Origin of the sequence: Xenorhabdus bovienii (genome assembly GCF_024721015.1) — a bacterium.
GTDB classification, from domain to species: Bacteria; Pseudomonadota; Gammaproteobacteria; order Enterobacterales; family Enterobacteriaceae; genus Xenorhabdus; species Xenorhabdus bovienii.
Window position 1 is genome coordinate 15178 of the sequence record NZ_JANAIF010000009.1, and the last position, 19542, is coordinate 34719.

Annotated in this window: 4 protein-coding genes; all 4 read right to left on the reverse strand. The window is 52.3% G+C overall.

Annotated elements, in window-relative coordinates:
* Genes NXS07_RS04310 through NXS07_RS04325 form a run of 4 tightly spaced genes read right to left on the reverse strand, consistent with a single transcriptional unit; the run spans position 1 to position 19540 of the window.
* Positions 1 to 6540, reverse strand: a complete 6540-nt coding sequence (locus tag NXS07_RS04310; protein WP_258086221.1) for a non-ribosomal peptide synthetase — start codon at positions 6538 to 6540, stop codon at positions 1 to 3.
* Entirely contained in the window at positions 6533 to 9733 is a 3201-nt protein-coding gene (locus NXS07_RS04315) for a serine hydrolase (RefSeq protein WP_258086222.1), read from the reverse strand. The genes NXS07_RS04310 and NXS07_RS04315 overlap by 8 nt, the downstream gene beginning before the upstream one ends.
* Positions 9726 to 16217: a type I polyketide synthase gene (locus tag NXS07_RS04320; protein ID WP_258086223.1), complete on the reverse strand. Its 6492-nt coding sequence runs from the start codon at positions 16215 to 16217 to the stop codon at positions 9726 to 9728. Before NXS07_RS04320 ends, NXS07_RS04315 begins: the two co-directional genes overlap by 8 nt.
* The gene (locus tag NXS07_RS04325; protein ID WP_258086224.1) at positions 16214 to 19540 is read right to left on the reverse strand and encodes an AMP-binding protein; all 3327 of its coding nucleotides are present in this window, start codon (positions 19538 to 19540) and stop codon (positions 16214 to 16216) included. The genes NXS07_RS04320 and NXS07_RS04325 overlap by 4 nt, the downstream gene beginning before the upstream one ends.
* Between the last annotated feature and the right edge of the window lie 2 nt (positions 19541 to 19542).

Sequence of the window (19542 nt, forward strand, 5' to 3'; positions counted from 1 at the left end):
TCACTCAACACTCAGCGCACTTTGCAAAATCGACTTAAACAGCGCTTCCCAATTCCCTACGTCGCTTCTCGTTCTGAACGAGAGCGCTTCCAGATGAACGTCAAAGCCCGTGGTATGCTCGGCAATTTCGCAGGTCAGATTCCAGTGCAATTGCCCACCTGCAACATTGGGCGTTTCCAATTGCCGACAGAGACTGCCTGCGATGCGGCCGTCAAAGCCCTCTTTCTGGAAGTAACCGAAAAAGGACGTGGGTGACAACGCCTGTTTAGCCAGCGCCGGATACCTTACTGTCAATTCTTCGACATCAAACAGGTAATGACGACAGGCCGCGCGCACGGCTGTGCTCACTTCATGGATCATCTCCGGTTCCATCGTCTCGCCCCGCAACCTTACCCGCACGGGCAGAACCGACATCAATGGCGCGATGACTGCCTGCTGATCCAACCTGTCCCGACCATGAAAGATCATGGACGTCAGTTGATCGTGCGGGTTGAATTGAGCGGGCTGATAATCCAGACGGGCTTTAAACAGCAAAAATGCGGCCATGAAGAATTCAGGAACACTGATTTTCAATCGTGACGTGAGCGTTTCAATCTGCCCTTTAAGCCCGTCGTCGAGCGTAATCAGGCAAGTGTGCGTGACTGACTCGGTGTCCTGCGCATGCACAAGGGGCGACCACTCCTGTAACTGCGTTCGCCAAAAGTCCGCATGTTCTTGTCGCAGAGCCGCAAATTCACGGCTGTAGAAAAGCTCAGAATAAGTCGCCAGACGGGTTCCCGAAGGAGCGGGGTCATTTTCAGCGGCTAACTCGCTGAGTATTTGCATCAGACCTGAACCATCAATACAGGCATGGGAAAAATCCAACAGCAAAAGCGGATGCCGCCCATCAACAACCCACCGACCACGAACATTCATGCCATCTTCCAGCGAAAACGGGCGGATAAAATCGCGCAGATCCTCTTCCAGAGAGCCAAGAGTTTGACGTTTCTCCAGCCGGAATAAAAAACGCCGGGCGGGACGCAAATAAAGTTCATCGCCTGCAAGAGTGAATTGCGCCCTGAGGCTTTCATGACGGGAAAATACCGACTGCAATAGATTACGCAGTTGTTTAAGATCCGGCTCCACATCGTCATCGAACGACAGAGCCATAAAGCTGTTGTTACTTAAATTTTGAGAATTAAGTTTTACTGCCTTGTAGATGGCTTTTTGCGTTGGCAACGCCCGAATCTGCTCGACAGGCGTCGGTTCGATCGGCTCTGTTAAGTTCGCTCGATCCCCGTTTTCCCTTGCTGCGTTTCCTTTTTCTATTTCAGTCTCGATAAGCTCAGCCTGCGAAGCCAAATCCAAGTGTTCCACTATCGCACTCAGCAGCAATGACACACTGAACGCTTGCTGTATCCGCGCCATGAGTGCAACAGCCAGTAATGAATGCCCTCCGGCTTCAAAAAAGTGAGATTGACGTCCGATCGCATTAGTATTGAGATTGAGTAACTCGGCCCACAATTGAGCCAATCGGGTTTCCGTTCCTTCCTGCGGAGGTTGTACCGTTATTGTTTGTCCCATCGGTGCATCAGCAGGAGATGGCAACGCTTTGCGATCCAATTTTCCATTCGCGGTGAGAGGAAACATATCCAGCCAAAGCAAGTTGGACGGCATCATAAATGGAGGCAGATTCGTCTGTAAGTGCGCTCTCAGCGTCTGATTCCGCTCCTCTGGAACCTGATCGGCGTAGCCGGAAGCAGGGGTGACATAAGCAACCAGACGAGCATCGCCCGGCATATCCTCACGCACTAGCACCACACACTCTTTCACGCTGTCGTGCGATAACAACGCCGCTTCCACTTCACCCAACTCAATACGGAAGCCACGTAACTTGACCTGAAAGTCATTACGTCCCAGATATTCAATGTCGCCGCCGGGTAAATACCGAGCCAGATCCCCCGTTCGGTACATCACGCCATTTAATGCCGGACTAAAGGGATTTTTGATGAATTTTTCCGCTGTCAGTTCGGGCTGATTCAGATAGCCGCGTGCCACGCCCACACCGGCGATGTGAAGTTCACCCGCCACACCGACCGGGCACGGCTGGCCGTAAGCATTGAGGATATAAAGCTGAATGTTATCAATCGGTTTACCTATCGGGATCACATTTTCCGGGATCAAGCCATCCGTTTCATCAAGGCAGCAATTCCAGGCGGTGACGTCAATGGCCGCTTCGGTCGGCCCATACAGGTTATGTAATTCGACCTTGGCAAAACGCTCCCGAAACCGATGCACACTGCGCGCCGGCAGTGCTTCACCGCTGCAAAACACGCGTTGCAGGCAATCGCCCACTTCTGACGGAGCCTGATCCAAAAAGGCGGATAACATTGACGGTACAAAATGCAGGGTAGTTATCCGGTGCGCTTGGATTAAGGCACTCAGATAAGCCGGATCTTTATGTCCTTCGGGTTTTGCCACCACCAGACGAGCACCGTACATCAGGGGCCAGAAAAACTCCCAAACGGATACATCGAAACTGAAGGGTGTTTTTTGCAGAACGACATCATTCGCATTCAGCCGGTACGCCTTTTGCATCCATACCAAACGATTGACGACGCCAACGTGCTGGTTCATCACGCCCTTTGGCCGCCCGGTTGAGCCAGAAGTATAGATAACATACGCCAGATGGGAAGAAGTCAGCCCGTTATCCGCCGGATGCAAATCATCACTGTTTTGCCCGGACCACTGCGAGACATCGGCCTCCAAATCGATCACGCTGACATTTGTGCTCATCACGTATTGATCCAGCAGCGCGCGAACGACAACCGGCACCGCACCGTGAGACAACAAAGCACGGGGGGCAGAGTCATGCAGCATGTAGTCGAGCCTTTCAGCAGGATAGTGAGGGTCAAGAGGTATGTAGGCTCCTCCGGCTTTCAGTACCGCCAGCAGCGCAACCACCATTTCTATGCTGCGCTCTACGCACACGCCTACCAAAGTATCCGGGCCAACGTGCAAATCGTCTCTGAGGAATCGGGCCAGTTGGTTCGCTTTCTGGTTCAATTGCGCATAACTCAGCACTTGGTCTTCGAATACCACCGCAATGGCATCCGGCGTCCGACGCGCCTGCTCCTCAATCAGGGTATGCAGGCAAACCTGTCGGGGAAAATCAGATTCGGTCTGATTCCATTGCCACAGCAATTTATCTTTTTCCTGCACCGGCAAGACATGAATCCGACCCATTCTTCTCTCTGGTGCACTTTCCAGCGCGGTGACAATTTCCTGTAACGCTGTCTGCAAGTAGTCACAGATAAGTTCAGGATTAAGCCCCTGTTCGACCTGTGCATTAATAACAAAATCGTTGGTGAAATCATCAATATTGACGGAAACCGGATAATGGGTTCTCTCCATACTGCCGGAATAACTGACTCCATTGACGGAGGAAGGATTCATTGCCTGAAAAGGATCTGCCGAAGGAATGTTGCGCACTTCACTGTGACGATAATTCAGCAATGAAGTGAACAGAGGCGCTGTTCCCGATGTCTGTACTGATTTCTGTGCCAGCGCCAATGACGCCTGTTCATGCCTGACCAGCTGCGTCAGAGTATCCTGAGCATTCCAGAGACACTCAAAAACAGCAAGATTATCCAGACGTACCCGGATCGGCAGCGTATTGATAAACGGCCCCATGATGTTTTCAGCGTTTTCACCTGCAAACATGCGCCCCAGTAAGACAGTACCGAAGACGACATCGTTGCATCCGGTCAGGCAGGCGATCACTTTCGCCCAAGCCAGATGAAAAACTGCGGCAGCACTGACACCGTGTGCTTTGGCTTGTTGGCGTATCTGGCTGCACAACCGTTCTTGCAGCGGTCGCCAAGCTTCTACCACCACCGCGTTGCCCCCTAAGTATTCACCGGCACCAAACGGTGCTGGAGTCGGTTCATAATCCCGTAACATAGCGTCAAAAAATGCTTTTTGCTCTTCCGCGCCAGTTGCGCAGAAAAGACCTGCGTTCACCTGCCTAAACGATATGGGCGCAATCAGAGCAGGCGGTTCTGAACGCAGTTGCGCTTCTATTTCCTGCTGCATCTTTTCTACCGTCGTGTGATCCACCGTCATATGATGGATCAAATGCAGCAATACCCATTCGTCCCGTTTCGGGTCATAGCAATAAAGACAACGCTGCAAAGGTGCTTTAGTGATATCAAAACGCAGCATGGCGGGATCGCAATGCTGTTTCAAGATGACCAACGGATCATCGCAATCCATCGTAGGTTTCAGCTCTTCCACCGTCAATTCAGCGTCCCGCCAAACCACCTGCACCGGCTGGCTAAGTCCTTCATGATGGACGCTGACCCGAAACGCATCGTGACGGGCAATTGTGCCGCGTAGGGCGTCAACATAAGCGTGCAGCAAGTCTGCATTACGGAAACGGACGACCTGCCAAAGCACATAGGGATCTCCCGCCAAATTCGTCAGATAGTGATAGATCATCCCCTGCTGCAACGCCCCCAAAGGATAAATATCTTGGATATTGGCGAGACCTCCGGGGATAGCGGTAATCAGAGCGTCGATTTCTTTTTGGCTGAGTTGCGCCCAGGCGGACGCTTCCACCATAGAGCGTTCCGCCATGTCAGAGCGGGTTTCCTGTGGATCGGACACCTGCAACTGTGTCGCCAGTTCGGACAATACGGGATACTGATACAGCGTGTAGCCATCTACAAAGAGTCCACGACAACGCAGCGCCAGCACCATTTTCAGGGTCAGCAGCGAATGGCCGCCCAGGTTAAAAAAGTGTGAGTTTCTGCCGATGTTTTTAACGCCGAGCAACTCACTCCACACCTCAACCAAGGTTTGCTCCAACGCATTTTTCGGCGGTTCAACGTCTTGTGCCGTGAGTTCATCAAAAGTGACCACCGGGAAGGACTTGCGGTCAATTTTACCGCTGGCGGATAAAGGAAAACCGCTGACGATGACGATAGCGGCAAGCCTCATGTAATCGGGCACCGCATCGTTGATAAGCCGTTGAATACTCTCTTTCACGCTCTCCCTGGACTGGCGCTGTAAGGCGCGTTCCGCGACAATGACAAAGCCAACTAGGCGTTTATCTTCCGCACTCTCGCCCTGCGCCAACACAACGGCATCGCGTACGGCCGGATGCTTCATCAGACGTGCTTCAATTTCACCCAGCTCAATACGGAAGCCACGTAACTTGACCTGAAAGTCATTACGTCCCAGATATTCAATGTCGCCGCCGGGTAAATACCGAGCCAGATCCCCCGTTCGGTACATCACGCCATTTAATGCCGGACTAAAGGGATTTTTGATGAATTTTTCCGCTGTCAGTTCGGGCTGATTCAGATAGCCGCGTGCCACGCCCACACCGGCGATGTGAAGTTCACCCGCCACACCGACCGGGCACGGCTGGCCGTAAGCATTGAGGATATAAAGCTGAATGTTATCAATCGGTTTACCTATCGGGATCACATTTTCCGGGATCAAGCCATCCGTTTCATCAAGGCAGCAATTCCAGGCGGTGACGTCAATGGCCGCTTCGGTCGGCCCATACAGGTTATGTAATTCGACCTTGGCAAAACGCTCCCGAAACCGATGCACACTGCGCGCCGGCAGTGCTTCACCGCTGCAAAACACGCGTTGCAGGCAATCGCCCACTTCTGACGGAGCCTGATCCAAAAAGGCGGATAACATTGACGGTACAAAATGCAGGGTAGTTATCCGGTGCGCTTGGATTAAGGCACTCAGATAAGCCGGATCTTTATGTCCTTCGGGTTTTGCCACCACCAGACGAGCACCGTACATCAGGGGCCAGAAAAACTCCCAAACGGATACATCGAAACTGAAGGGTGTTTTTTGCAGAACGACATCATTCGCATTCAGCCGGTACGCCTTTTGCATCCATACCAAACGATTGACGACGCCAACGTGCTGGTTCATCACGCCCTTTGGCCGCCCGGTTGAGCCAGAAGTATAGATAACATACGCCAGATGGGAAGAAGTCAGCCCGTTATCCGCCGGATGCAAATCATCACTGTTTTGCCCGGACCACTGCGAGACATCGGCCTCCAAATCGATCACGCTGACATTTGTGCTCATCGCGTATTGATCCAGCAGCGCGCGAACGACAGCCGGCACCGCACCGTGAGACAACAAAGCACGGGGGGCAGCGTCATGCAGCATGTAGTCGAGCCTTTCAGCAGGATAGTGAGGGTCAAGAGGTACGTAGGCTCCTCCGGCTTTCAGTACCGCCATCAGCGCAACCACCATTTCCATGCTGCGCTCTACGCACACGCCTACCAAAGTATCCGGGCCAACGTGCAAATCGTCTCTGAGGAATCGGGCCAGCCTGTTCGCCCTGCGGTTTAATTCTGCATAAGAGAGTGACTGCTCCCCGAATCGAACGGCAACCGCATCCGGTGTTTTTTCTACCTGCCGCTCAAACAGTTCATGAATGCAACAATTCAGGATAGTGTCCTCTGGCGCCCGGCTCTGGTTGGAATGATCAGAATGATTTTCTGACAGTAACTGATTAAGCATAACTCTCTTCCTTTAACTCAATGAGCTGACCGTTTTTCATTGTGATCAGGACATCTGCTTCCGAAAAATATTCGTCATCATGGGTCACGACAAACACGATACGATTCTGGGCTTTCAACATAGGAAGCCATTCCTTGTAAAATCGGGCCTTAGAACGAGGGTCCTGATCCGCCGCCCATTCGTCCAGAACGACCAGAGGGCTGGGGTCAGCCAACAGCATGGCCAAAGAAAGACGCTTGCGTTGACCCGTTGATAATTTGATGTTGTCGAAATCACCATCACTCAGAAGCGTGGCTTTTTGCGTCAATCCCAACAGCGCGATGTTCTGGTTGACAGCCTCCCGCAACGGCAATAGTGCGGGGTCATAAACCCGTTTAAATAACCAGTTATCGCTGAAGATTGCCCGCGTGTGTTCCAACAGTTGACGCTGGGAAGCCTCTTCACCATTTATCCTTATCATGCCTTGGGCAGGGACGTACAAGCCTGCCAGAATCATAGCCAGCGTACTTTTACCGGAACCATTGCCACCGGTCAGAAAATAGCTTTTTCCACTTTCCGCTTTCAATGAAATTGGCCCTACACCGAAACATTCTCCTCCCGTGGCCGGATAGTGAAAATGCACCGCAGACAGTTCAAGCGTCTTCACGTCCTGAATTTTCGGCTTCGTCTCGGCAGGAGAGTCGGCCTGAATTGACTGACTGAACATCACCATATTATTCATCAGGCTTTTCAGTCTGATAAGTTCAGGCATGGCCGACATCACCGCGTTAAGCGGCCCGATGAGGTACAGCAGAATGATCAGATATTCTTTCGACACATTACCGTCAAAATGAGGGATCAGGAGCGGAAACATCAACGCCACCGCAACCAGTAAAATGGTGAGCAATGACTCGCCGATAAAGAATGCATTTAAAAAACCGATATCGTACTGAATTCTCAACGCTTTAAAACGATCCGACACAGCCAGCGCATGACGATAGAAGCTATGTTTTACCGCTTCACGCCGCAGTCCTTTATAACCTTTCTGCAAATCTTCCACGGTATCCATAAACTCGCTACGGATGCTTAATGCTTGAGGCATAATGCGATTGGCTCGTTCAGAAATGCAGTAATAGAGCACGATCATGGGCAAAGCGCAGGCCAACAGGACAGAAGTGGCTACAGGCGACTTGAACACCATCAAGTAGGTGAATAAAAAGATAATCGTCAACAAATTGGCGAAGAAAGGCACGAAAGCCAGAACGCTTTTCGCTAATTCTTGCGAATTCTCCCCAACGACGGACTGTATTTTCCCCGAAGATAGCTGTTCGATGTTTTTGTAATCCGACGCCAGCAGTTTCCGGATGATCTCCATCCGCCAGCCCTGCACAAAAGAATGCCCAAAGCGCATGATCTGTTGTTCAGCCGCTTTACGGGTGGAAATGTAGAAGTAGATGCAGCTAAACAGCAGCACAGCGCTGTACAGCAAATACGTAGATGGGCTATCGATAGCCTGAATGATGAATAAAACCAATGCGGAATTGAGCAGTCCGGAAATGACCGTCAGACCGACGATTTTAGCAATCATCAAAGAGGAAAAAGTCTTACTGGTATATCTGTCGCTGCGCTGGGTCACCAGAAAAAAGAACAGACTGATAGCGTTGACGAAGAACAACAACCCTACGACAGCAATGGGCAGGCTTAACGGCCCCCAAACCAGTAGATTTGCCCAGCTTAAGCCCGACAATAGCGGCGGTGTAATCGCCAGCACGGACACAAGAACGACATTCTGCACGAGGAGCCGACTGAGAAAAGAGCGCCAGACCGGTTTTCCCGCAGTGCTTTCTGCGGATCGGACAAAACTTTCTTGTATTATCGCCGTCTCCACCCGGCTCGCCAAAGCACTTGCTCTATCGGGAACCGGCTCATCGCGACCGCCTTTATCCTTGTTCCCCCTTTTATACATGACCGCCACTAAAAGCAGCGCCCCACCGAGCCAGAAAATCACAGCCACTACCGTGGAGAGCCAGTCCTGATCATCAGTGGGGAAATTTTCCGGCAAACCTGCCGGAGAAGCACCACGCAGGTGTTCGAATATCGCCTGCCCCAATTGAATCACCTGAGGGCTGTTGCTGTTACCTAACAGGGAAACACCCACGCCAGCCTTCGGATCAAACGCAACATAGGCTGTGGCATTGGGATTCTGACCCGGATGGCTCCAGCTTGTGGTTACGTCAGTTTTCACATCCCAACCATAAGCGTACCCCGCATCGCCATTGCCACCGTGAGGACGTTTTGCCTGCTCCAGCGCCGCATATAATGCAGACAGCTTTTCATCGCCATTACCCTTGTCGCTAGCCAAGGGTTGCTGATGCAGTAAGAACTTCAACCAAATAGCCATATCCTGCGGAGTACTGAGCACATAACCTGCGGGTGTATTTTGCAGATAACGGGGCGCATCATACGGCTGTGCGGTGGTAAAACTGATTTTATATCCCGGAATGCGCGCAGATTCAGCGGTACTCCCCTCCGCCGGCAAATCGCCCTCCACAGTTGTATTTTTCATTCCCAAAGGCAAAAAGATTTTTTCCCGCATCAGGGTCGCAAACGATTTTCCCGTCGCCCGTTCAGCCGCCAAACCCAACAGGCTGTAATTCAGCGTGGCATACTCCTCTTTGGCGCCGACGGGATAGGCCAGCGGGATCTCCTTCAGCAATACCGGCAGTTTAGCTAAAGCATCAGACTCATCATAGGGTCGCAGCAAGTCTATCGTATCGCCTGAAATACCGCTGGTATGGAACAACAGGTTTTTAAGTAGCACGGCGGAGTAGCCCATTTCCGGACGCTCCGCCAGCTCGGGTATCCATTGCGTAATCGCATCCTGCCGATTGAGTACACCTTCCTGCTCCAGCAACGCAATCAGCAACCCAGTAAAGGCTTTGGAGCTGGAGGCGAGTTCGAATGTACCTGCCTCCTCCTTGCCCAGTCGCCATGTACGGACTTTATCGCCGACGATGACACTCAGTCCGCCAGTGGGAACTTGCGCAACATCCCAACGACGACTCAGCTCACCGACTATCTGCTCCAGATCAGGATCTTGCTTCTGGCTGATAACCTGTTTCTGATCGATCGTGTCAGCGAACACGCTGCCCACCAGCGCGAGATAGATAGCGACTAAAAAAATGCCTATCCGGATCAATCCAGAGTTACTCATTGTCTTCACTCCCCTGACCGGGCATATCCTCACCGGACACAACGCCGCGTAATTTGCGACGAGCCTGCAACGTGCGCCGTTTATCTCCCAGCCCTTGTTGCGGCATCTGCGGTTCTTCTGCAACGGATTGCTCCGGTGCCAGCTCTTTGCTCAATTCCCGCAAAGAGGCGGCCTTAAACAGCAGCGCTACCGGTATATCCCGCTCCAGCCGTTGCTCCAGTCTTTTGGCGAATTGAATAAGATCCAGCGAAGTTGCCCCCAAGGAGAAGAAACTGGCGTCCACGTCCAGACCGTCAACACCGAGAAATCCTTCCAGAATAGTGCGCATAGCCTGCAATAAATCGTCCGCATTTGCGCCCTTAAGCGATCCGTCTGCGTCTCCATCGACGGCGGCTGGCGCATTCCGCGTTGAGCCAGAACTGAATAACATCTGCTGAGTATGCCGTTGCTTTTCTAAAACTGAGCCGATGGGAAGTTTAGAAACAGCGACATAAGGCAATTTGGTTTGACCGACAAGCGCCGCCATCGCCACGGCTATCTGCGTTCCTTCTAAATTGGATAATCCCTCTGCTTTCAGCTTTTCTACGAAGCTAAGTGCTTTGCCGCGTTCTTCCATCGCGATGACAATCTTGCCGATATGTCGCCCCTGAGCCATGAACTGAAATGCCTCAGTGATCTCTTTGGCGGGATAAACTTTTGTCGGCAAAGGCTTAAGTACCTCGTCCTCCAACAGTGCGGCAACCTCAGCCCAAGCCTCCTGATAAGCGGGATGTTCGGCACCCGCCTGCACGGCGTGGAAGCTGCCGCCTTCCGCAAAAATAGACAGTCCCAGTTGCCAGTTTTGCAGGATATCCCGTAAGCCAAGCTCCAGAAATCGGCCTTGCGGCGCCAATAAAGAGAGACTTTCTTCCAGCAATTCTCCTGCCAGCGCATTGAGGATCACATCAAAAGGCCGATCTCCCAGCTCACGGCGGAAAATATCACCGAACTCTCGCGTTCTGGAATTTGCTGCGCCTTGTGCACCCATTTCTCTGAGCAATCGGCGTTTTTCTTCGCTGCCCACTGTCACCCAAACTTCCGCGCCTAAATACAGGGCAATCTGCATCGCCGCCATGCCGACACCCCCCGCCGCGGAATGGATCAGGATACGTTCACCCTTTTTCAGATTGGCCGCGTGCTTCAAGGCAATCCAAGCGGTGGTGAAAGCTACCGGAACCCCCGCGGCCTGTTGAAAGCCAAGTGTCCGTGGAATAGGTGCGACAACGCGCTGCGGCATAATAACGTGTTCAGCCAGGCAGCTATGTCCCGCACACATCACGCGATCACCAACGCGAATACCGTTAACCTGCCGCCCAACGCGGGTGACAATACCTGCCGCCTCCTGGCCAAAAGTCATGGTCGGGTCGGCAGGGGCCGGCAATACGCCGAGCGCAATCAACACGTCCTTAAAATTCAGTCCCGCCGCCTTAACCTGAATTTCCACATCCAGCGGGCCAGGCTCTTTGCGTGTTTCAGATTGTGAGCTAAAAGAAAAATCGACGCTTCCTGCGTCTCTGGCATTCAAGCGCATGACGGTGTGTTGCAAAGCAGCGGATGCATCAACCAGCAACAAATCACTGATTGCCACTAACAGATTGTCTTCCTCAGAATAAATATTCACCTGCAATAACTTGTTGGCACCCAGATCCTGAATTTGGACGTGGCTTTTCACTCTGTCGCACATGGGCGCGAATTGAGTGAAAGCCCCTATTGAGATGGGGGCAAACTGTCCATCTTCATGCTCCGGAGAGGCAATGAGGGTCGCCGTGTCCAACAACGCGACGTGAAGACCGGAGGCTTCTGCTTCACCCCGATAGGTAATGGGAAGCTGTAACAGATTCAACACTTCATTGATTCCGGTCTGATCAACCGCGATCACATTTTGCCAGCGGGGACCGAATGTCAGCGCCCCTTTCGGGCTGACGCCGATGTTATCTTTGGCGCTAAACAGGTTCAGGAGCGGCGGCTGGGAAGGAAGGGTTTTTAAGGAAACGGTTTCGCCAGAAAGTGCAGTATGACCGTCACGGTATTTAATTTTACCGCTGGCATGTTTAAGCCAGGTTTCAGGGGAAAACTTGCCATTGCCGGAAAATAACTCAAAGGCGTTCAAGTCGTCCGCAAAGATCACTGCGACATCAAGCTCCGCGTCGTTAGCCACCACCAACGGCCTCTCAATGGCGATCTCCTGTAATGAGAATGCCTCTGCCGCCACCGCTTGCCACTCAATCAACGCGCGATGTACCAGAACTACCATTCCCATGGCGGGCATCACAGCAGTCGCTGCATCGATACGGTGCTCATCAAGCCACCAATCATTCTTGGCGCACAACCGATGCCGCCAGATTGGGGCGTCGGATATCGTGTCCTGTACCGGATTTTTAAGCGCACGATCTAATTGCTGCGCGGAGCGGGTTGCCATGCCTGATTCAGCCCAATCATCCCAGGCAATAGCCAGCGCTTTGCCGCCTTTGTTGCGGATCTGATCCGCGTAGGCTTCCAGACAGGCATTGGCGGCAACATAAGCGATTTGACCGATCTTTTCCTTGGGCAGCAAATTACCCAGACTGGAAAACAACAACAGCGCCGGATTGCCAAATCTACTCAGGTTATCGCTGAGGAAGCGGGTTCCCGCCACCTTGGGCGCCAGCGTTGCAATCGATTCTGCCTCAGAACGCATTTGCAACATGGCGCCCTCTCCGCGCCCAGCGGTATGGAATACGTAATCGATCCCCTCTCCCCGCGCAGCCAATTGGAATACGGGGGCAAAAGCTTGCGCCAGAGATTCGTCATCGCCCAAATCCGCCTGCAACAACTCTACCCGGCTTCCCTTGGCTTCAAGGTTCAGCACCCAGCGCAAAAATTTCGCGTGGGAACCGTTGCTTTCAATCTCCATCGGCCAATCCCGCTTTTTCGGCAGGGATTTCCGCACCAACAATAAGAGATTACAATGATAAACCTGCGCTAAATGTTCGGCGATAGCCGCGCCCATGCCGCCATTGGCGCCAGTAACAAGCACCCAACTATTTCGGCTGATGTCCGGCAGTGGGTGCGTCAAAGCTTGTTTTTGCACTTGCGACGTTACCCGCCGTTGCCAAAAATCGTTCTGGCGGAAACAATAGAATTGACCGCCATGCCAGTCCTGATTTATCCAAGGTTGTAATCCACGGGCAACGTTCTCTACTTCCGAATTCTCCAGATCCACACAGAGGGCAGTAATGTTGGGGTATTCTTCCGGCAGGATCAGCAACGGCCCCAGAAGCTGGTTTTTTTCTGCATTCAGCGTCTCCGAACCACTCCATGCCGCCATTTCGGTTGTGGGGAAGAACAGCCGTATTTTCGGTGCAAAACGTTGAGTTGCGCTCCATCTCGCCAGAACAGTTGGCAGCCAGAACGCCCAGAACTGCGCCTGCCGTGCATCCAGATCATCCAGCAATCCGGTAACAATAATATCCATCGCGGCGGACACTGCCAGCCCTTGCTGCAACAGCCAGCCTTCCAGCTCAGCATAAAGGTTGGCGTCGCTGCCCCGCCAGTTCGCACTCTCAATAAACGTCAGTTGACGGTTATTCAGTTCCAGCGCCTCAGCCAGACGACGTTCTCTTTCCTGAACCTGTGGGCAAATTATCCAGGTTGTCGGCGTGTCCCCTGATTGGGCGGCGTTCTCCGGCGTGGATGAGTTGATTTTTTCCCACTCCAGCCCGTAATAATGCGAACCGAAAAACAGAGATGAAATTGTCTGAGCCGCTTTTGTACTCGCTTGTGGCAGACAAACCCGACGTTCAAAAGCGTGACCGGGCAGGTGCGTTTTCGTTATGGTACGTTCGATGGATGTCTGCGGATGAATTCTGCTCCAATCAATGCCACCGCCCTGTATCCAGACCTTGGCAATGAATTGCAACGTTGAATTTATCTCGTGATCCGCGCCGCCCGTGCCTAAAGTCGGAACCCATCTCTCCCCATTCAGATGCAGCCATTTACGCGTGTGCTGCAACAAATCCATGCCAACCCCTATTTGCGCGAAGAGTGACTCGGGATGCTCCTGAGCCACCTGCTTTAAAGCAGCACCCAATTGCACAGGGGACAGCATTTGATTGATCCAATATTGCGGGTCGCACATCTCATCCGCTTCAATTTTCCGCCCCAAAGCGGTTGAATAGATAGCACACTGCGCGGGTTGCAGATCATAACTTTTCAGCAGGTCACCAAACGCTTTCGCCGCTGGCTCAATCATCGGTGTATGGAAGGCGTGAGAAACCGCCACCCGCTTGAAAGCAAAGCCGTGCTGCGTCAGCCAGGTCTCTGCGTCTGCGACCAATCCCTCCCCTGTCGCCAGTGTCCACGTTCCCGGGCTGAGTTCGGATATACGCCAAAGCATCGCCGGAAAATCACCGTCAAAGTCTTCCTTGCTATGCTTGCGGCTGGCTGCAAAGACCGCGCCTTTTGGCATGGAATCCATCAGCCCTGCCCGTGCAACAACCAGCTCCATTCCTTCTTCGATGCTGAACACACCGGCGATAGCTGCCGCAGCGAATTCTCCCAGACTAAACCCTAACAAGGCCGTAGGTTTACAGCCTAGTTTCTGTAGCCAAACACCCAACGCTGCCTGAACCGCATATAAAATGGGCTGGAGATAAAGGGTTGACAGTTGTTCAGGTCGCCTAATACTGTCAATTAATGTCTGTTGATCAATCAATGCCGCTTTTTGAACGGATAACAGTGCCGCGGCTTTATCCAGCAGCCCCAGATAAATGTCACCGAACTCCGGATATTCAGCCGCCAAACGCAGGCCCATTTCCGGCGATTGCGAACCTTGCCCCGGAAACAACCAGACTAACTCTGCCATCGGTGCATAAGCGCCCTCCATCAGCGTCCAGTTATCAAGCTGCTGTTGCCAGTTATCGCGATGGTTGGCAACAAAAGCGGCGCGACAAGGATATTCGGTTCGGTTTTCCTGTAACTGCCGGGCGATCACTTCAAGGTTTGATGCTTCTTCTTCGACTAATCCCTGATTAATCAGGCTGAGATGGATGGAATAAGACTCTGCCAATCGCGCCAACGCACTGGGAGATTTGGCCGAGAGCGGCAGTATTTGCGCGGGTACCCTGTGAGAGGCTTCTTCACTGACGGTTTCCGGCGGCTGTTCAAGCAAGACATGAACATTGGTTCCACCGATACCGAATGAGCTGACGCCAGCGCGTCGAATCGCCTGCTTTGCCGGCCAGTCGGTGGCTTGAGTCGGCACCCAGAAGGGCGTATTGTCCAGATCCAGATGTGGATTGGGTTTATTGAAATGTAACGAAGGCGGAATCTTACCAAAACGGACGCTCAAAGCGGCTTTTATCAGCCCGGCAATACCGGCGGCGGCATCCAGATGCCCCATGTTGGATTTGACGCTCCCCACGGCGCAGCGGAATTGTTGCAGTTCGTCCGGAGAGAGCAGTTCCCGCGCAACATTATTCAGCGCCTGAATTTCTATCGGATCGCCAAGGACAGTAGCGGTGCCGTGTGCCTCGATCATGCCCAGACTCGAAAACGGAATATCCGCCAGCCGATAGACTTGTGAGATAACTTCTGCCTGCCCCTGCACACTGGGAGCCTCAAAGCTCACTTTTCTATCGCCGTCATTGTTCATGCCAGATTCGACGATAACGGCATGAATGGGGTCACCGTCCGCGAGCGCGTCTTCCAGCAATTTTAACAACACGACTGCCACGCCGTTACCGTTCACCGTCCCTTTCCCGTCATCAGAGAACGTTTTGCAGTGCCCGTCCGGCGACAGGATCATCCCATCCTGATGTAAATAACCGCCTGCCACCGGATCAGTGATACATGCGCCACCCGCCAGCGCCATTTCGCACTCACCCGCTAAAAGAGCCTTGCAAGCCAGATGGACAGCGGATAATGACGTCGAACAGGCGGATTGTACGTGCACCGCAGGGCCATTCAATTTCATACGATAAGCGATTTGCGCTGCGAACGAAGCCGGATCGTTATAGTTGCCGACATCGAACATTTCTGAGATATCCTGACTGGCTCCCGCAAATTGCTCCAGTCGTGCCAGATTCAATGTGGAACCGATAAACACACCCGCCTTTAACATCGACTCACCAACAGGCAAACCCGCGTCCAGAAAGGCGTTGAAACTGACTTCATGCAACACCCGCAGTTGCGGGTCCATTTTCCGCGCTTCCCGCTGTGAGTAGCCGAAAAACTCATAATCAAAACACTCCGCATTCTCAAGGGAGGCTTTGGCAGGGACGTAGTTGGGGAGATCGATAATCTCAGACGGCGCACCGGCAGCTAAGAGTTCTTCCCGCGAGAAAAATGACACAAGTTCGTGTCCCGCCAATAGATTGCGCCAAAAACTTTGCCAGTCGGGACTTTGGGGAAATCGGCAAGAAATGCCAATAATAGCGACTTCACTACCCGTATATTCACGCTTCATGATACTGAACTTCCTTTCACTTTACGCCGCCTGTCCGCCAGTCTGTTTTTACCTGAGCGAGCCGACGACAGAGTATTTTCTTGGGATAGTTGCTTGCCAGAATCAGGTAGCATCACCTCGGCTTCCGCATTTTCGGAAGACAAGTTGCTCTGTTTGATCCAGTTTGCGAAGGTAGTGATGGTTGGGTGTTCGAATAAGACGGCGACGCCGATTTTCTGGTTGAACGCCTGCTGCATTTGGGATTGCAGCGCGATTATTTTTATTGAATCACCACCTGCATCAAAGAAATTCACGTTTGCATCAACCACCGGGTGTTCCAGAACCGCGCTCCAGATAGCCTGTACTTTCGCTTCGACAGAATCGGTCAACGGCACATGATCCGTAGCAGTTTGCGTTTGCCGTCGCTGAGTCTCGCACTCCAGCAGTCGCTGACGATCGATCTTACCGGTGATGGTGCGTTCAAAACCGTCTACCACCACAATAAGGGCAGGGAGCCACGACGCTGGAAAATGCTGACGGATATGTTCCCGCACACGGAGCTCCAGAATGGCAGGCGGTTCGCGGCTATCGACGAAAAGACGCCATTGCCGCTTTCCTTCCCGCCCCGTCGCGGATAACAGACAACAAGCCTTAACTCCCTCCAATACCTCAACAGCACGTTCCAGTTCACGCGGTTCAATGCGAACACCGTTCACTTTCACTTGATCGTCAATTCGTCCCAGATACTTAAAACCTGCCCCATGAGAAAAAGTGACCGCGTCACCTGTGCGATAAAAAATCTGCTTACTGTATTTGACAAAGTATTTATCGGATTCAACCGGATTGGTGCCGTAACCGTGAGCCACCGCCCGTCCCCCAACCCAAAGCTCGCCCCGTATCCCCGCAGGCAAAGGTTTACCGAAGATGTCCGCGCAGTAGGCGACGACGTTTTGAATCGGCCAGCCGATGGAAATTTCCGCAGCGAGAGATTGTCTGGCAGTCAGGCAGTCCACCGTCGTCTCACTGGGGCCATAATGATTGCTGACAGCGTAGCCCTGCCGCAGCAAATCATCCCTGAGCCATTGAGGTAATTCTTCCCCGCCGAATATCCACAACCGCATAGCCGGGAAAAAAGGAGCACCCTGAATGAGCTGGGCAATAGCGCCCGGAATAAAGTTAATCAGCGTGATGGATTCATCCCGCAGCAGATCGATAAACGTCTGTCGCTCCAGCAATACATTGGGTGACGGATAAATCAACGTGGCTCCGGCCACAAGGCTACCAAACAGATCTTCGACGCTGGGATCGAAATTCAGGTCAGTCAGCCCTAGTACCCGATCCGCAGGCGTAAGGTGGGTTTCCCGGATAAACCAATCCAGCAGGTTTGCCACTGATTCATTACGGATAGAGATGCCTTTAGGCGCTCCGGTCGTTCCTGAGGTAAAGATGAAGTAAAACTCATCTTCAGGCCGCCGATTGCGCCATAACGTCGGTTCGCCAGTAGACTCCAGCCATGTTGTCTCTGTTTCGATATTCAGCAGCAAGTGATGCCCGATGTCAGCATCAAGTTCCCCGTACAAAGAAGCATCACATAAGACAATGCTGCAATTCGCCAACGCCAGCAGACTTTTTTTGCGTTGCGGTGGATCTTTCGGGTTTACATAAAAGTAACTGCCGCCACTGAACAATATCGCCAGTATCGCTTGGGTGGATAACCGCCCCTTTTCGAGATGGACAGCCACTCTATCGCCGGGAACGAATCCCGATCCCCGTAACCGTTCCTGCAAGACAAAAACGCCCCGTAGCAGCTCGCGATTACTGATCTGATGCCGATCTTCGATCAGGCTTATTGCTTGGGGTGACTGATTAAGGCGCTGATAAATGCGCAGCAGCAAAGCATTGATATCCGGCGTTTGCGCATTGTGTTCTCCCATGACCAAAGCGGCTTCTTCAGCGCCGTCTGGGTTGAGTTTTAACACCAGATCTTCAACCCGTACATCCGCAGACCTTTTAACCAAATCTGCCACCAAAGATTCAAACGCGTAAAACACCCTATTCACCGCATCAGGATCACCCTCAAAAGTTTCCCCCGCACTTAACTCAACTTTCCATTGATCCACACCGGAAACCGTCAGAGTCAAACCAAAATGCGTCGTCTCTTCACTGTGCAGATCCGTCAGAAACGCACCACAACCGGCGTCCTGTAACTTGGCATCGATCGGGTAGTTATCGAAAACGACAATAGAGTCATAGAGTTCGTCACGTATCCCCGTCTCTTCTCTTATCAACAGGGGGGGCGTTTTTTCATGTTGATGAGTCTGTTGCAGCGCTTGAAAAATGGCGCGTAATGCCACCTCCAGACGCCATTTTCCGTCGAGCGTCAGGATCAGCGGCACCGTATTCGTAAACAGTCCCAAAGGTTGGCGGTCGACGTTTTGTGTCAACGCCGCTCCCCTGCCGGAAAATGTACAACCGAACGTGACGGTTTTTTGGAAGGTAAACTTAGCCAGCACCAGCGCCCAGCACAGATAGACAAAACTGGCCGGAGTCACACCCGCACGGCGACAAAGCAATTCTATCGCCGCTTTACGTTCTTTATCCCATATACGGTGCGCTATGGCTTTTGCATCTGCTATTTCTTCACCGGCTATTTTTTCTCCCGGCTTTCGCTTGATTGCACTATGTCCGGCAGAACGGAACAACGGTTCGGCCAGCAGTTTTGTCACCGTCGAGGTTTCTCCGTCAGGCAGGTGCTGGAAAATACGCTGCCAGTATTCACGACTGAGTTGCAGTTCTTCTTGGCTTAACCCTTTCCAGAGTTGTTGCGAGTAAAGCCGTGCAGCCAGAGGAACGATTTTTTGCTGACGCAATCCCTGTAGCCAGAGAGAAATCAGCAGCGAGCTACTCCAACCATCCATCAGAATATGGTGAAAAGAGAAAGCAATTCTTAAGATCCCCGCGTTAATATCGTGGAAACAAATGATCCGAAACACCTCCGTATCCAACTCAAACGGCGTCGCTTTCGATTGTGCCAGCCAATCGAGCGACGGTTGCGGGGTAGTTGAGTCAACGCGGATATATTCAAGCGGTATCCGTGGTAATGCGTATACCGCCTGATGGGGAACACGAATGCCTTCCCAGGTAAAAACCGCCCTCAGAGCGGGTTGTGACTGCTGTATCTGATACCAGATATCAAGAATCACTTCTTCACTGACGTCCGCTTTCAGACTGAATGCCACGCCAATATGATAAGCACTGTTTCCATCTTTCAACGCATGAAACAGCAGGCCGTTCGCCTGCGGCGTCACCTGTAGTAATTCTTCAATATAATTGGGCTGCATCATAT